We start from the raw sequence: 16,989 nt of genomic DNA on the forward strand, positions 1-16,989 counted from the left end.
CTTCTGGCTAACAAACACAATAATGTTTTATATACTGGCGTTACCAATGATTTGATTCGTCGTGTCTATGAGCACAAAAATAAGCTAGTTGCTGGATTCACCAAAAAATACAACGTGGATCGATTGGTATACTATGAAGCTTGTGGGAGTATCATTGTAGCCATTGAACGAGAAAAACAAATCAAGGGTTGGTCACGAAAAAAGAAGCATGATTTGATTAATGCATTGAACCCAGAGTGGAATGATTTGTATCAATCGATTCTTTAAAAACTGTTCCACCTGACAGGAGATCCCTCACCCTCGCTGCGCTCGGGTTCGGGATGACGTGGGGAGTTACAAATAATCAATTAATTGATCTATAATTATACAGTCTAGGTGTAAAGCTAATGCACCTCATGCTTTAAAGGCGATGTCTTATGATCAAGGTAATCTGTACTGTTAGTCTCTTAGGAATGATGTTTACTCTCATAGGTTGCGCTCCAACAGCCTATATAGTTGGAACAACAAATCAACCAATCAATTATACTTATGCCCCAGGATATAATCCGCCACAAGTAGCTTATCCAGACGTGCCCGTAGATGCTAATACATCTATAGATAGTGCTGAAGTTATCCAGCAAGAACATGAGATTAATGCCATAAATGATTCGATTGCCATAAAAGAAAAGCAAGATGAAGCCGCTCGGCAGCAAGCAATCCAGTTGCAACTAAATGCTCTGCCAAAACTTCAGTAAAAGAAAAATTTAATGACTTATCAACCTAGCCAATAAGTCGTCAACATAAGTTAAAAAATTCGAGAATAGAATTGGCACACACTTTTTAAACGTACCTCAAACAAGAAGTACGTTGTGTCGTGTTAAATTCAATTTTGATTTGGGTGAGTAAAGCAAAATGCTAAACTGCTTACTCATTTATAACGCTAGTCCTGCAGGCGGCATAGGGGCAGATGGAATAAGATGTTCCTCTATGATTTCATTGAAGAGTTGAATATCTGTCCAGGAAATTGCGGCTTTACCCACTAATTCTAACATCCGTTCCAATTCTTCGCGTTCAAATTTCGTTATCAAAGGAAGATTACTTAATTCTTCAATAACTTCTTTTTGGTTCAATATACTATTGGGCTGACAGACTTTTTGAATACTACTAGCATTTAACATACCTGCTAGTTGCAAATGTTTCATGAAATGAAAGGCTCCAACACCTAACTTGCTTACCATTAATAAATCACTTGTGCTATCAGGATTGATAAGTGATGCATTATTTAATAACAAAATATTTTTCGCAAAAATATTAGCATTTTGAGGGTTTTCCTCAACCAACTCAAAATAGTTATACAACGGGTAATGTTCTGCTACAAGTTTTTTAGCCCCTTCATAAATTTTATTGATATATTGTTCTTGTCTTACAAGAATATTAATTGCATGTGAATAATAGCTATCATTTTCTAGCATTAAATTAAGCAGATCCAGCGTAATACCCATATGATTTGCTGAAATCGAACTATCACGCAGTTTCTCTATTAGACTTGCAGCATTGTAGGCATGTTCTTGAAGATTAATGATCAATCGAGCAATGTCAAGAGATTGCCCTGGATAAGTAAGCAACAATTCAAAAGTGTCCAAATCAAGCACACCTAGTTGATGTAATTCTCGTGCACTTGCGGTTACGTTTGCATCAAATCGTGCAGCAGTAAATATATGATCCAAGGAAAGCGCCAGGGGATCAATATCCAATTCTTGTATCAATCCAAACAAATTGACAGCTCCACCGACACTGGTAATGTTTTTGGAAATAATGCATTCAAGATCGCTAGTCATTGAAACTTGGGCGTCTTTCATCGCCTTAAATAAAGAAATTAGTCGGTTACCATAATTAGGATGGTCAGAAATAAGCCTAAGCATGCGCTGATCAGTTCCCAAATTTAACTTTCTTAGACGGCTAACAAAATCCGTGATCGGTGCTGCGGCTTTTGCATCATTGGTTAACACGCTCATTATCATTTGAGTGCTATTATTTTGAGTCTTATTGTTTTGAGCATTATTATTCTCAGCTGCCCCGGTTTCTTGGCAATTAGTAACATCAGCCATAACTGTCCTTAAATTGTTCTCTAAGGACAAAATATAACACAAAATGATGGTGCTAAGCAAAAAATTTCATTACTTAGGGATGTTGCTTGCTACTAAATTGATGTTTTTCAATCACTTCAATGAATTCATCTAAACAAGCATCTTCACTTGTTTCTTTAGTAATTAAAGACAACATTTTTTCTAATTCTTCTCTATCAAATTCTTCAAACAAGGGAAGACTATTAAACAATTTAATCACTTCAGGATGGTTTAAAATAGGACTATTATAGCGACAAACCATTTTATAATTTTCAGCATCTAACATATCTGCGTGTTGTAAGTGGGTCAAAAAATGAAACGCACCTACTCCCAATTTGCTTGCTATCAATACATCTTCTGTTTTCCGATAATCAATTAATGCAGCGTGATTTAATAACAAAATAGTATTAGCAAGGATATTGGCATTCGTTGGATCTTTTTCAAGCACATCGAAATAGCTTGGTGCCAATTTATCTTTGGCAACAAGTTTTTTTGCCCCCTCATAAATTTTATCGATATCTTTTTGTTGTCTTAAAAAAATATCGAAACATTCATAATAATAGAGATTTTTACTTAAGAGCATCGTAAGGAGCTCGATAACTGTACTCATCTTTTCGACAGAAAATTGATGGAGCTTGTCTATTATTTTCTCAGTTGAATAAGCGTGTTTTTGAAAATTAACGATTAAATCAGCAATTAATAAAGATTCCTCAGGATAAGCAAACATAAGATTCATGCTCGCTGAATCAAGTGAATTATTAGTTTTAAGTATTTGCATCCCTTGTTTCAGAGTTGTTTCTGATTTTGCACTCATCAATAAACGTTCCAGGGAAATAAATGCGGGATCGATCCCTTCTTCGTGCATAAATTCTAATAAATCGACCACAGCACCAGCTTGGGCAACATTACTTGCAATGGCCTTATGCAGCAGGTCATTCAGTACAAAATTATATTTCTTTAATACGCTGAATAAAGAAGTGAGGCGATTAATATATTGAGGATTTTCTTCAAGGGTTTGCATCATTCGCTCATCAGGTTCCAGGCCTAAATTGAGCAAGCGAGAATTAATTTTATTCTTTATCCCACTTTGATTGAATTTTAGATATGCCATTTGCCGCCCTCGCCTCAATATCCTGTGTCATCTTATCTTTTTTTTCAAAAATAGAAACCAATAAAATTTTATTTTTATCAAAAAATGAGCCATCTCGCCACAAATATTAACAAAGAAAATAATTTTAAAATACGATAAATAATAAAAACACAAAATCATCTTTTCTTTACCATCACCGATATTTTTAATTATACCCTTAAATGATTAATTTATTTTCAACAAAATCACTTAATAGTCACTTAATGTTTTTTTTGTATAATCCCACCTATTAGGTAAATTGTGACCCACATTATCAAATAAGACTCACAATGACCTAACTTAAACTTTAATGTTAGAAAAGTATTCTTAAGGGGAAAATCATATGGGCGCAGAAAGTAAAATTGTTGAAAAACAAATTGACGATCTTAAAGATTACACCGATACCGTTGCAGCTGTTCACTTACTAAAAGAAGTAGTTACCGGTGGAGCAGTAGTTACTGTTGGCTCAGCGAAAGATTCTATTGATTTAGAGAACTCAAAGAAAGATCCTAAAATTGGAAATGTCGTGAAAGCGATTTTAGCAAAGGCAGGCAAACCAGGAGAGGCAAAAAGTCAATGGGTTGAAAAGGAAGATCACAAGTTACATCTTGAAGCTGCAATTACTATTGGTGGCGCTGTTTATACTGTTGATATGACCTATGACGGGTTAAAAGAGGATAAACAAGAATATACTGTGAATATTACCAGTAAGTTGAACGCAGAAGTTAGCAGAGGAAAATTATTTTTTGACCCGTCTCAAGCAGCTACTGTTAAATTAATCTATGACAAAGAAGGTGATCTTCGTGCGGTAACCAAGCAAGGGTTATCCGTAGAAACCAAATCATTTATTCCTCATGCTTATCAAACTGAAATATTAGCAAAATTTTACAACAGTCTGAAAGAAGGAAAAGAGCAACGGCTTGCAGTAATGGGAACTGGTTCAGGTAAAAGTATTGTTATGGCGGGTATTGCCCAAGCTGTTGGACGCACCGTCATGATTGTTCCCGATAAGACATTAGTTGATCAACAATCGCTTGAAACACAAAAGATGCTGGGTGCTGGTGTTGTCAATGGTAACAAGCATACTCCAAGCGTTTTCACTTTAGAAACCATTAAACGAAATGTTGACGTTGAAGATTGGGATAAATTGGCTGAATTGGATATTCAAGAAATCAAAAAATATTTTGCATCAGTGATTGCAGATACTTCTGAAGATCATTTTGATCAAATCGTTTTACAAGCTGAGCACCCGTTGTTCAAGTATATTGCCGATGAAATAAAAGATTCCATGGTCTTAATTGATGAAAGCCATCGCCATACATTTAATGATGAAGATGCTCAAATTTTGAAGGGATTAAAAGATCGCAACTCGATCCTGGCATTAACCGCTACGCCAACGTCCAAATTGTATGATCTTTTCCCAGGAGAACCTTTAGATGATTTAAGCCTTGGAGCTGCAATTGAGCTAGGAACAATTCGTCCAATTCAACCAGAAGTAGCTTATTTAGTAGAGAAAGATTTAGTTACACAAGCTGTAGCCCATTACTTTGACGATTATTACCTCGAAGAAGGGATGAATGGTTATACTGATCCTGTTGAATTAAAAGAAGAAATCAAGAAAGCAGATACAGGGATTGAAGATAGTGTGGCTGAACAACAGGCCATTGAGCAAGCTTTAGAATTGAACCGTATCCGTTGTCAACGCAATATGGGTTTTTCTGATGACAAAGCAACTCGTGACAAATTAGCTGCAATCTATCAAAACATTGCTAATGGGGATGTAGCCACCATTGAACAATACCAAGCTCAAGTCGCTGAATATAGAAGAGATTCTGAAATCAAAGCAAAACTGCAATTGGCTAAGAAATTTAATAGTGCAATTGATAGGGAAACAATAGAAAAAGACGTCCCTGTCCGCGCAGTAGATTTGAAAAAGGATATCGATAAGGAACAACAAAAAGATATTCAAAGAACAATTAATAGCTATGCTCTTGCACTTGTCTTTAATGAAAAGCCTACCGATCTTGCTGAAAAAGACAGAACTCATAAGCTGGAAGAATATTTGAAAGAGTGGGATCAGCATATTTCGAAATATAAGATAAAAAATGACGAAATACATGACCTGTTTTTATCAAAACTCAAAGAGTGTGAAGAAAAAAACAGAGTAAAATTAGATAAAGCGCTGGAAAAGCTGGGAGCCCCCATTTCTAAATTGCCTGCTGAACAAAAGGATGCCATAGTCAAATTGATCTTGGATAGAGCAGAAGCAATGGTAGCTAACATCAAGGCGTCGCAACCTATATCTGATATTGTGACCAAGGCAGCTCCAGTTGACTTAAAGGCATTAAAAGCAACAGAGAGTTACGCCACTGCAATCGATATGGGTACGGATCCATCTACAATTGGTGATCAACTTGCTCAAATTGAAGTAGGACTAAGGACGCATATTGTAGCCGATCAGGTCATTGCAACAGGAGTAAGTATCAGAGATATCTTGAATGTGCAAATTATAAATACTAATTCGCCGGTAATTGAATCAGATATCAATGTGATTAACGGAATTCTCTCAGGACCTCAGGCAACTGGTCGTTGTGTAAGGAATAAAGATGTTGAGGCTCGTGCGCAACAATACATTGATCAACGATATGAAGGCAAAGGTCTAATTCTTACTGTTGAGGAAATAATTCATCCTAAAGATTCAGCAGCAAAAACAAGAGAAGTTATGTTGAACAGAGAAAAACAGGCACAAGCAGAAGAACAGGCCATTATTCGCATACAAAGTGTAGTAAGAGGCTATCAAACTGCCAGACTGTTTCAACAATATAAGCCATTACCCCACGATATCAAAAAACTGCAGGATGACTTGAAGTTAGCCCAGGAACGATTAGATGATACTAAGAAGAGCCTGGAAACAAAAGGAAAAATAAAAGAAAAGTTCGTGGAGTTAGCTAAGGCTGAAGGTGAATTATCACTTATCCCAGGAAGAAAAATAGGACAAGCTCTTCCACCGGAATTTGCTAGAAATCCATTTTTCTATCTTCAGTGGGTAAGAGAATCTCTGATGAGACCAATACTGGGATTAGAACAAAGCGAAACGGGACAAGAAGCTGTCAATAAAATAGAACAGGAGATAAAAGAACTAAAAGTTGAGGAAACAAAACTTGAAAAATTGATCCAGGAAGGAACATCTTCACTGAAAAAAATGCAAGAAACGAAAGAGCAGTTGGAAGACAAACTTGGAGTAAAACAAGAGATGACTCTATAAATTAAGGATTAAATGTTCTTTTACTTAGTTTAAACCTCCGCCTCGGCGGAGGTTTTTTTATATTCATTGACTAAAACCCGCTCTACTCACCCCACAAAAATTCAAGATCTCTATATAAATGACTAGGACTCATTAATTCCTTATTATTAGTGTCCTCTAGTATTTCTCCCAAAACGCAACAAGACATGATCAGTTCGAATCTGAGATTCCTGCAACGCCTCCTTTGGATTCAAAAGACCGGCAAACATCGCCTCTAAAACCTCGTCATTGATGCCACGAATCTGATTTTGTGGCCCAAAACGTTGTAACGGTTTTTCGTGTAACTCACCGGATAAATCAGTACTTGCCATTAATAAGGCAGGATGGCTGCTGCTTTGCAAAATATCAGCATAGATCCCTTGTAAACCTATTGGAAGATAGCCTGTATGCCCATGCCATCGCTTTTGTGTTTCAGGCTTTGCAATAAATGCAAAAAATTGAGCTATCCCTTTATAATGCGCCTTCGATTGTCCGGCTACGGCCCATAATGCAGCACCACCAGCCACATTAGCATGTCGTACCTGACTCACTGCAGTATCCAAAGGCATACTGGCTATCCCTAGATGAAAGGGTACCAAAGCGGATAAACTGTTATAAGCCCCAGAAGACTGACTAAATAATGGACAAACGCCACTGGTAAATAAAATGGTGGCATCATCGACTCTACCGGCATATTTAAAATAATGCAGTGAATGCCAACGCTTCAAACGCTCGAAATGACTGACTAATTGTGGTGTCGCATAAACGGCACGTACAGGATTACCCTGGGTTAACGGTAGTCCATGAATTGCCAAAAAAGATTCAAAAAGCACCCAACCTGGATACGCTGTTGTATAAGTACAATCATAACCGGCTTTTTTTAGCTTTTTTGCCAGCACTTCCATATCAGCCCAAGTGCGCGGAAAATTAGCCTGCGAATAACCTACTTTGGCAAGAATATCCAGATTGTAATACAAAGTTGCAACGGAGAGGTTAAAAGGCAACGCCATCAATTGGCCATCTTGACTATAAAACTCGCGGACGGATGGAATAAAGTCCTCTTTGGGCAAACTCATTCCTTGTTCTTGCATCAGCTCGTCTACCGGTTTGATTACCCCTTTAGGTGACTCCATTATGGCCGTGCCAACTTCAAAAATCTGTACAATTGCAGGTGGATGATGTGCTCTAAATGCAGCAGCAAAACTCGTCAAAGTCTCTACATAATTTCCCTTATAAACGGGTTTAATAAAGTATTCACTTTGACTTTGATTAAAATCATCTGCAAGTAATCTAACCTCATCCCCCAAATGCCCCGCCATTCCATGCCAAAATACCAACTCAATCGGTTTTGCCCGGACAGAGAAGCTAGAAAAAATAATGAATAAAGAAAGAAATATTTTTTTCATGCTAGTAAGTCAGGATAATCACTAAAAACTGCATCAACCCCCCAGCCAAATAATTTATTAGCCAAACGCCTGCGATTCACTGTATAAGCACATAGAATATAACCCGCAGCTTTAATTGCTTTTACACGCTCCTCTGTTAACACTCTGCGATTAAAATGAATTGAAAAACAGTCCAATTGCTTTGCTTTTTGCAGCCATTGATCATCCCATGCGTGCAGTAGCAACCCCAAGGGCATTTCTGGTGCAATACTTCGACATAACACTAAAGCCTCCCAGGAAAAACTGGAAACTAAAGGTAAATCTTTTCCTTGTGGCCAATAACGCTGAATGTGACTCATCACCGCTACTGCTGTTTGTTCTTCTGCACCTGGATACGGCTTGATTTCTACATTTGCCTGTACGCCTGAAAAAGACAACCATTTCAAGACTTCTTTAAAATGAGGAATATGCTCGCCTTTAAATTGCCGTGAAAACCAGGAGCCCGCATCCAGAGACTGCAAATAACTGGCTTCAACCAAGCCCACATCACCACGTCCATTTGTAGTTCTTTTTAAATTGTCGTCATGAATTACAAAAGGCTCGCCATCAGCGCTGCACATTACATCAAACTCAATGAAACGACATCCTAAAGTCAACGCTTTGTCGAATGAAGCCAAGGTATTCTCAGGAGCATAAGCCGAAGCCCCTCGATGCCCAATAATTTTTTCAACAACCAACAAATTAATTCCCCTTTTTATAAAGATAATCTTAGTGAGGCGTGACACAAAAATCTTTAACTTAATGGCTATGCCGCTACGCATCACTCATTGCGACAATTCCCCTGGACTTCACTTTTTTCTTTAATACTACAATTTCTATACTATATCTATTGCTTTCGATTTGAAGCAACCTCAACAATGGCAGTTAATATCAACTCATTACTGACCGTTAACGCAGGAGCTGAGGCAGCAGACTCTCCTACCATCATCGTATTCATCGTCTTTGCTTGATAAGGCCTTGGTTGAACCGGATTATTTCCGTCAACAAAATCTAAATTACTGACACTGTAATTTTGCCCAGGATATGCCTTATTAATACGAGCAAGTTCATCATTGACTTGTTGATATAACCGTTGTCGAATTTGACTTAAAACAGCCTGTGTTTCATCAAAACTTGGCTTAAAATCAACACTGGCTATCTCATATTTTGCCCCGGGTAAACTCACATCTTTGGCATTTTTATAAATATCAGTTAATGCGCCTTGGTTTACTCGTGCTTGTGCTTGCACATACAGCTTTTCAAGACCAGAGCTATCTTGTGACCTATCGAATGCAGTCAAATGCCACTCCCCTTTTGCGATTTTATTCAATCGCTCCATAATATCAGCTCGCGCCTTCACTAAATCAGCACTGGTTAAAGTCACATTGATGTTGACGCCTAATAAAGCAGTTTGAGTTGTAACCCACTGCTTTGCTGAAAGTTGAAAATCAATTTTATCAAGAACCAATTGAGGCCGTGGAATGGGTGGCGGTATAATCTCTTCAGCAAAGGCGAACGGTGTAACTAGCATTAAAGTCAGCATTCTGACAAATACTTGGCGCATAACACTCTCCAATCTGATGAATAATCAAATAAGTGTATACCAGCATACCTAAAGACACCAAATTATTAACTGTACCATTGATTTAATCAAAAAATAGGAATATAACTTCTGCAAAAATATTTGAAGAGGAGCATCAAAAAATGATTTCTGTGGACAATATATCAAATACTAACCCAATAATGGCCGAAGATGATTTCCTCGATTACGCGCTCTCTCATGGCTTTGGTGACTTACATTTTAAAGTGGATCCCATAACAGGAATGAAAGCAATAATCGCCATTCACAATACCAAATTAGGCCCAGCTTTAGGTGGTTGCCGTTTTATTGAATATCCGAGTACCCATGCTGCGATTCAAGATGCAATGCGTCTTGCCCGAGGAATGAGCTTCAAAGCAGCATCAGTGAACTTGCCTTTAGGAGGCGGTAAATCCGTCATTATAAAACCCAAAGGTTCATTTGATCGTGCTCAGTACATGCACCAATTTGGTCGATTCGTTAATGAATTAAATGGCCGCTACATTACTGCTCTTGATAGTGGTACCGAATTACCAGATATGGACATCATTGCAGAACATACCCCTTATGTAGCCAGCTTATCTAAATATGATGGCGATCCATCCCCTTCTACTGCTCGAGGTATTCTACGAGGCATTCAAGCCGCTGTCGCGTTTAAACTCGGTAAAGAAAGCCTGAACGGAATCCATGTAGCCATCCAGGGCCTAGGACATGTTGGATTTTTACTTGCCAGACATTTATATGAATTAGGAGCGACACTAACCGTTGCGGATGTCTCAGCTGCAGCAGTCGATCGTGCTGTGACCGAGTTGGGCGCTAAAGCAGTTAGTACCGATCAAATTCACAAAGTGCCATGTGATGTTTTTGCTCCTTGTGCATTAGGTGCGATTATTAATGACATCACTATTTCTCAACTGCAAACTACTATTATCGCAGGTGCAGCAAATAATCAGTTAGCTCACACCTACCACGGAAAGAAATTGCATGATAAAGGCATTTTATTTGCAGTAGACTATGTCATTAATGCGGGCGGATTAATTTTTGCTGCATCTAAATATCTTCATACTCCTGAAGAAAAAATTAACCAACAGATTGATGCGATTTACACCCATTTAACCGAAATTTTCGCTCTGTCTGTTAAGGAAAATTTGCCTACTAGCGAAATTGCAGATAATTTGGCAAAAGAGAAATTATCTTAAAAGAAAAAATAATATGAAACATTTAAGTCTAACTTCTGAGCTTTATGAATACATGCTGGATAAATCTTTGCGTGAACACCCTTCTCTAACCGGTCTACGCAAAGTGACATCCACCATGGAACTGGCAAACATGCAGGTTGCACCGGAACAAGCACAGTTTATGCAATTGCTTTTACGCTTAATCCGCGCAAAAAATGTTTTGGAGTTAGGAACATTTACTGGTTATAGTGCTTTGGCCATGTCCTTAATGCTCCCTGATGACGGTAAACTGATTACCTGTGACATCAGTACAGAATGGACAAGCAAGGCACATCCTTTCTGGAAGGAAGCGAAACAAGATCATAAAATTGAATTACGACTTGGCAGAGCATTAGATACCTTACATGACTTAATCGCTGAAGGTTGGGAGCAAAAGTTCGATTTCATTTTTATAGACGCCGACAAAACCAATTACGTGAATTATTATGAACTGGCATTAAAACTGATCCAACCTCAGGGATTAATTGCTATTGATAATATATTCTGGGATGGTAAGGTTATCGATGAAAATGAAAAGGGTGGACAAACCAGAGAAATCAGAAAACTTAATGAGTTGATTAAAAATGATCAGCGCGTATTTATTAGTTTGTTGCCTATAGCTGATGGATTATTTTTAGTACAGCCATCTTAAAGACATAACCTAGCCTGGGTGAAGTGCAGCGAAATCCAGGTTTTCAAAGTTCCTGGGGCAGCCCAGGCTACCCGTGTCATGTTTTTCCCTCTCTTGAGGAAAGGATTTAAGTACCAAATACTTTTAAAGGAGTAATAGACAATGCAAACAAACAACAACCCTTGTGGATTAGATGGTTTTGCTTTCCTCGAATTTTCAGGTCCAGATAAAAAACGCCTGCATCAACAATTCACTGATATGGGTTTCCAAGCTACGGCACACCATAAAAACCAGGACATCACCTTATTTCAACAAGGTGAGATTCAATTTATCGTCAATGCTGCAACAAATTGCCAAGCTGAAACACACAGCAACACTCATGGACCTGGTGCCTGTGCCATGGGATTTAAAGTAAAAAATGCTGAAGCAGCTTTCGAACATGCGCTGAAACACGGAGCAATTGCTTTTGAAGATTGTGCACACGCACATCATGGTTTACTTGGTATCCAAGCAATAGGCGGGAGTGTTATTTACTTTGTTGATGATCAACATGAACCCTTTAGCGGCCAGTGGGAACACCTACCTAATATAAATGTGGCCGGTAATGGTTTAGTGATGATCGATCATTTAACCCATAATGTATTCCGAGGCAATATGGATAAATGGGCTCAGTTCTACGAATCCATTTTTAATTTCCAGGAAATTCGTTATTTTAATATCAAAGGGAAAATGACTGGCTTATTAAGTCGCGCCTTAGGTAGTCCTTGTGGAAAAATTAAAATCCCTTTAAATGAATCTAAAGATGATTTGTCACAAATTGAAGAGTTTCTTCACGAATACCAAGGCGAAGGCATCCAACATATCGCATTAACCAGTGAGAATATATATCATTCAGTGCATACATTAAGAAAACAAGGCGTTAAATTCCTTGATGTTCCAGATACCTATTATGAAATGTTGCACGATCGTCTCCCCTGGCATCAAGAACCACTCAAACAACTTCAAGAAGAACAAATCCTGATTGATGGTGAGCACGATCCGAAACATGGTTTATTACTGCAAATCTTCACTGAAAATATCTTTGGTCCAGTATTTTTTGAAATCATTCAACGCAAAGGCAATCAGGGATTTGGTGAAGGTAATTTTCAAGCGTTATTCGAAGCCATTGAACGCGATCAAATCCGACGTGGAACCTTGAAGGAAACATCAGTGTAAAGAATATAGCCTAGGAACACACCATGGCCATTCGTGATTTTGTCATCCCCGCGCAGACAAGGATCCAATCCTAATTGAACACCAAAATCCAATTCAGAGATGGATTCCCGACTGCGCGAGAATGACAAAGTTCTTAACTCAATGGAAATGGCGCAAAACGTAACCCTGGGATTTTCAAAATTCACATATATTTCGCTGCATTCAGGCACAACTACTAATGAGGAGCTTATGAAACTTGCCAGTTTAAAATCAGCATCATCCCGAGATGGAGAGTTATGTGTGGTCAACCAAGCATTGACTCTTGCAATACGTGTCCCCCAAATTGCGCCCAACTTACAGTATGCTCTAGATCATTGGGATGCAGTAAAAGAAAAGTTACAAAATGTCTCGCAACAACTTAATGAAGGTCATTTGGAAAACACCTTCGAGTTTGATCCGCAACAATGCACGTCTCCCTTGCCACGTGCTTATCAATGGGCCGATGGCAGTGCTTATGTAAACCATGTCGAACTTGTACGCAAAGCCCGAGGAGCCGTATTGCCAGAGAATTTCTGGACTGATCCATTGATGTATCAAGGAGGTTCCGATTCATTCCTGGGGCCTCGCGATCCCATTTTAGTTGCAGATGAGGCTTTTGGCATCGACTTCGAAGCAGAAGTTGCAGTAATTACCGATGATGTTCCCATGGGGATAAACCATATAAATGCAGGACAACATATTAAATTGTTAATGCTCGTCAATGACGTTTCGTTACGTAATTTAATTCCGGATGAATTGGCCAAGGGTTTTGGGTTTTTCCATTCCAAACCTTCCAGCAGTTTTTCTCCGGTAGCAATTACTCCCGATGAATTAGGTACTGATTGGGATGGTCAACGTGTGCATCTGCCTTTATTGAGTCATCTGAACGGACAATTGTTCGGTCAACCCAATGCAGGAATTGACATGACGTTTTCTTTTCCAGAGCTGATTCAGCATGCAGCAAAAACCAGAGTACTGAGTGCTGGGACTATTATTGGTTCAGGCACTGTTTCTAATCTCGATCGCGGCAAGGGTTCTTCTTGTATTGCCGAAAAACGAATGCTGGAAATCATAGAACAGGGGCAAGCAAAAACGCCCTTTATGCGTTTTGGGGATAGAATTCGAATCGAAATGCAGGACAAACAAGGCACAAGCTTGTTTGGTGCCATTGATCAAGTTGTCAAAAAGGTATAAGCAATGAGACTTTATGATTATTTTCGCTCCACAGCATGTTATCGAGTTCGTATTGCTCTGAACCTAAAAAATATCCCTTATGAACAAGTAAACATTCATTTAGTGAATCATGGCGGAGAGCAGCATAGTGCAGAGTACAAAGCGGTAAATCCTCAAGAATTAGTTCCCAGTTTGGAAATCAATGGACAGGCTATTAGTCAATCACTTGCTATCATCGACTATCTGGATGAGACGTACCCAAAGCCTGCATTATTGCCTCAAAATCCCTGGGATAAGGCTACAGTACGATCTCTTGCCCTAATCGTAGCATGTGATATGCACCCTCTAAATAATTTAAGAGTATTAAATCGACTAAAAGAGCAGTTTCAAGCCAGTGAAACACAAGTTACAGAATGGTATCACCATTGGCTTAAAGCTGGATTTGATGCGCTTGAAGCGAAGTTATCACATATTAAACGGAGCCAACCCTTTTGTTTTGGTGATACAGTTACATTGGCCGATCTCTGTCTTATACCTCAAGTCTACAATGCACACCGTTTTCATTTTGCGATGGATAACTATCCTCTTATTAATGAAATCAATGCTCATTGCTTAGCCCTGGAACCATTCCAAAAAGCAGTCCCAGAGGTACAGTAATTTATCCTCGGCGCGACGCATCGGAACTTGGGATTGTGAGTGGTCAGAAGATCTCACTCCTGATCATAATTCCACGTTCCGCTTCGCTATCCAGGCTACAGTCCACACAATTTTTTTTAAAACCACGCTTTTTTTAATTCTACGGTCACAACACCTTGAGGTGTTTTCTCAAGCATACTCCATACCGTTTTACATCGCTGTAAATGGCCAACCAGGTAGTTTTTGTTGCTGCATTTATACCGCACTGGCATTTGGTCGTAAATCGTGTCTGACTTAATCGCATGACACTGCTCGCCATTGGTTAATTCGATTCCCCAAGGATATGTGCGAGACATATCCAATGTTTTATTTTGTTGATTATTCAAAGGATCTTTAACCTTAATCAGCACACTTTCTCCAATCCAGGGAGAGCGAGGACATAAAGCTTCAGTCCTATTGGGGCCGGCTTTAACAAAGCAAGGATCATAGGTTTTACCACCAGCAATACAACGCCAAGCATCTTCGCGAACGATTAATTGAGATTGAGAATAGCATTCGCCAAAAATCTTGCTTTTTACTTGAGGGACTACCTGCTCTGATACATCGCCATATGGTCTATATAATTTTAATACCGTATCATTTGCTGCAACTGCATGGGAACACAAAAACAATGAGATGCAGAATACTTTTCGCAACATAATGGTTCCTCAATAATTATATTGAAACACGTTCATTTTTCTTAATCCATAAGTTAACGTTTTGCTATAGGAATATCGCACTGGAATGAGAAAATCAATGCGTTTTAACACCAAGACAGTAGAAATGCGAATAACCCCAGTGTATCATCTCATTTTTAGTTACAGGTATCTATACTTCATGGGGTTGCAATTGCGATTTTTGGCACATCCAGGCTCGCTCACCCCGACTAATTCTTCAATAAAAAATGCTTGATGTAACGTTACAACTACGCTTTATCTCAATCAGCATACGCACACTGATAGAATTTAAAAAGTACCTTATGGCCATGCAAAGTATACACAGAGTGAGGAGTAAAAAATGACCCAAGTTTTTACCATAAAACAATGTTTGGATGGTGAAATCAGCATTGATGAACACGTTACCGTTAGGGGTTGGGTAAAGACCCGACGTGATTCCAAAACAGGATTGTCTTTTATAAGCCTGCATGATGGTTCCTGTTTTGCTCCAATTCAAATTGTCGCCACCGATGGTTTAGACAATTATCATGAAGAAGTCACTAAACTTAATGCAGGCTGTTCTTTGATTGCCTCAGGAAAATTGGTTGCCTCACAAGGAAAAGGCCAAGCCTTTGAAATTCAAGCTGACTATATTAAAGTCGTAGGTTGGGTAGAAAATCCAGATACTTATCCTATTCAGGCAAAACGCCATACACTGGAGTTTCTACGCGAAGTAGCTCATTTACGTCCACGTACAAATACAATTAGCGCCGTTACACGAATCCGTCATTGTTTATCACAAGCTATCCATCGTTTTTTCCACGAACAAGGCTTTTTTTGGATACATACTCCTATTATCACCTCTAGTGATTGTGAGGGAGCGGGTGAAATGTTTCGTGTATCGACTTTAGATCTATTAAATGTGCCTAAAAATGAATTCGGCCAAATTGACTTTAGCAAGGATTTTTTTGGTAAAGAGACTTTTCTTACTGTTTCAGGGCAACTAAACCTGGAAGCCTATTGTATGGCCATGTCAAAAGTGTACACTTTTGGGCCGACTTTCCGTGCTGAAAACTCAAATACCAGTCGCCACCTCGCTGAATTCTGGATGATTGAACCTGAAATCGCTTTCGCTACTTTGCAAGATATTTGTAATTTAAGTCAAAGTATGTTGCGCTATTTATGTAAAGCAGTCCTGGACGAGCGTTCTGATGATATGGAATTTTTCAATCAATTTGTTGCTCCAGGATGTATTGAACGGTTAGAACATATTGCTGATTCAGATTTTGAAATCATGACCTATACCGATGCCATTAAAATTTTGGAACAATGCGGTCAACAATTTGAATTTCCAGTCAGTTGGGGTTTGGATTTACAATCAGAACATGAACGCTATCTGGCAGAAATTCATTGTAAAAAACCGGTCATCCTGACTAATTATCCCCAAGAAATTAAAGGTTTTTACATGCGCCTCAATGATGATGAAAAAACCGTGGCAGCGATGGATGTTTTAGCCCCTGGAATCGGTGAGATCATCGGTGGCAGTCAACGCGAAGAGCGTCTGGATATTCTGGATAGACGTATTGAAGAGTGCAATCTAAGCAAAGAGAGTTATCAATGGTATAGGGACTTACGCCGTTACGGTACCGTACCACATGCCGGATTTGGTTTAGGCTTCGAGCGTTTGGTAAGCTATGTCACCGGTTTAGGAAACGTCCGTGATGTCATTCCTTTCCCACGTACCCCAGGACATGCAAATTATTAAGAATAATGAACTATGTAGCCTGGATGAAGGAAAAACAGAATCAGAAGATTAGTGCTAAAAAACTCGGGTTCTGCCTTGCGACTTCATCCAGACTACATTTCAGTTATTTATTTGTCTTT

The 16,989-nt window shown here is 38.9% G+C and carries 15 protein-coding genes; 9 read left to right on the plus strand and 6 right to left on the minus strand.

The window, feature by feature from the left end; genetic code table 11:
* The coding region (locus BW930_RS14895; protein WP_217697075.1) for a GIY-YIG nuclease family protein at positions 1-267 on the plus strand (267 nt) is incomplete at its 5' end.
* A gap of 149 nt (positions 268-416) precedes the next feature.
* A complete protein-coding gene (locus tag BW930_RS14900; RefSeq protein ID WP_058466933.1) occupies positions 417-734 on the plus strand; it encodes a hypothetical protein in 318 nt (105 codons plus the stop codon).
* Between the two features lie 177 nt (positions 735-911).
* Here the strand turns inward: BW930_RS14900 and BW930_RS14905 are convergent, their stop codons facing one another.
* Entirely contained in the window at positions 912-2,087 is a 1,176-nt protein-coding gene (locus tag BW930_RS14905) for a hypothetical protein (RefSeq protein WP_058466934.1), read from the minus strand.
* A 73-nt stretch (positions 2,088-2,160) separates the two neighbouring features.
* Positions 2,161-3,216: a hypothetical protein gene (locus BW930_RS14910; protein ID WP_058466935.1), complete on the minus strand. Its 1,056-nt coding sequence runs from the start codon at positions 3,214-3,216 to the stop codon at positions 2,161-2,163.
* 361 nt (positions 3,217-3,577) lie between these two features.
* Between BW930_RS14910 and BW930_RS14915 the strand changes: the two genes are divergently transcribed.
* Positions 3,578-6,499 (plus strand): DEAD/DEAH box helicase family protein, encoded by a 2,922-nt coding sequence (locus tag BW930_RS14915; protein ID WP_058466936.1) that lies wholly within the window; start codon positions 3,578-3,580, stop codon positions 6,497-6,499.
* 146 nt (positions 6,500-6,645) lie between these two features.
* Here the strand turns inward: BW930_RS14915 and BW930_RS14920 are convergent, their stop codons facing one another.
* The 3 genes from BW930_RS14920 to BW930_RS14930 form a co-directional block, all read right to left on the minus strand.
* Positions 6,646-7,923, minus strand: a complete 1,278-nt coding sequence (locus BW930_RS14920) for an extracellular solute-binding protein (RefSeq protein WP_058466937.1) — start codon at positions 7,921-7,923, stop codon at positions 6,646-6,648.
* Positions 7,920-8,639 carry a glycerophosphodiester phosphodiesterase gene (ugpQ, locus tag BW930_RS14925; protein WP_115266256.1) on the minus strand — a complete coding sequence of 240 codons (720 nt, stop codon included), beginning with the start codon at positions 8,637-8,639 and terminating at the stop codon, positions 7,920-7,922. The genes BW930_RS14920 and ugpQ overlap by 4 nt, the downstream gene beginning before the upstream one ends.
* 149 nt (positions 8,640-8,788) lie before the next feature.
* On the minus strand, positions 8,789-9,505 hold the full coding sequence (locus BW930_RS14930; RefSeq protein ID WP_058466938.1) for a hypothetical protein: 717 nt from the start codon (positions 9,503-9,505) through the stop codon (positions 8,789-8,791).
* A gap of 140 nt (positions 9,506-9,645) precedes the next feature.
* On the opposite strand from BW930_RS14930, the gene BW930_RS14935 reads away from it, so the two are divergent.
* The 5 genes from BW930_RS14935 to maiA all read left to right on the plus strand — a co-directional run bounded on the left by BW930_RS14935 (position 9,646) and on the right by maiA (position 14,431).
* Entirely contained in the window at positions 9,646-10,719 is a 1,074-nt protein-coding gene (locus tag BW930_RS14935; protein ID WP_058466939.1) for a Leu/Phe/Val dehydrogenase, read from the plus strand.
* 13 nt (positions 10,720-10,732) lie between these two features.
* Positions 10,733-11,389, plus strand: a complete 657-nt coding sequence (locus BW930_RS14940) for a class I SAM-dependent methyltransferase (protein ID WP_058466940.1) — start codon at positions 10,733-10,735, stop codon at positions 11,387-11,389.
* Positions 11,390-11,530: 141 nt separating this feature from the next.
* Positions 11,531-12,583 (plus strand): 4-hydroxyphenylpyruvate dioxygenase, encoded by a 1,053-nt coding sequence (gene hppD, locus BW930_RS14945; RefSeq protein ID WP_058466941.1) that lies wholly within the window; start codon positions 11,531-11,533, stop codon positions 12,581-12,583.
* A gap of 228 nt (positions 12,584-12,811) precedes the next feature.
* Positions 12,812-13,795 (plus strand): fumarylacetoacetate hydrolase family protein, encoded by a 984-nt coding sequence (locus tag BW930_RS14950; RefSeq protein ID WP_058466966.1) that lies wholly within the window; start codon positions 12,812-12,814, stop codon positions 13,793-13,795.
* A 3-nt stretch (positions 13,796-13,798) separates the two neighbouring features.
* The gene (maiA, locus tag BW930_RS14955; protein ID WP_058466942.1) at positions 13,799-14,431 is read left to right on the plus strand and encodes a maleylacetoacetate isomerase; all 633 of its coding nucleotides are present in this window, start codon (positions 13,799-13,801) and stop codon (positions 14,429-14,431) included.
* A 116-nt stretch (positions 14,432-14,547) separates the two neighbouring features.
* Here the strand turns inward: maiA and BW930_RS14960 are convergent, their stop codons facing one another.
* A complete protein-coding gene (locus BW930_RS14960; RefSeq protein ID WP_058466943.1) occupies positions 14,548-15,108 on the minus strand; it encodes a hypothetical protein in 561 nt (186 codons plus the stop codon).
* Between the two features lie 358 nt (positions 15,109-15,466).
* Here BW930_RS14960 and asnS point away from each other — a divergent pair, with 358 nt between their 5' ends.
* Complete coding sequence (gene asnS, locus BW930_RS14965; protein ID WP_058466944.1) at positions 15,467-16,870, plus strand: asparagine--tRNA ligase; 1,404 nt, start codon at positions 15,467-15,469, stop codon at positions 16,868-16,870.
* Positions 16,871-16,989 lie beyond the last annotated feature (119 nt).

The organism is Fluoribacter gormanii, from assembly GCF_900156395.1.
Lineage (GTDB): Bacteria > Pseudomonadota > Gammaproteobacteria > Legionellales > Legionellaceae > Legionella > Legionella gormanii.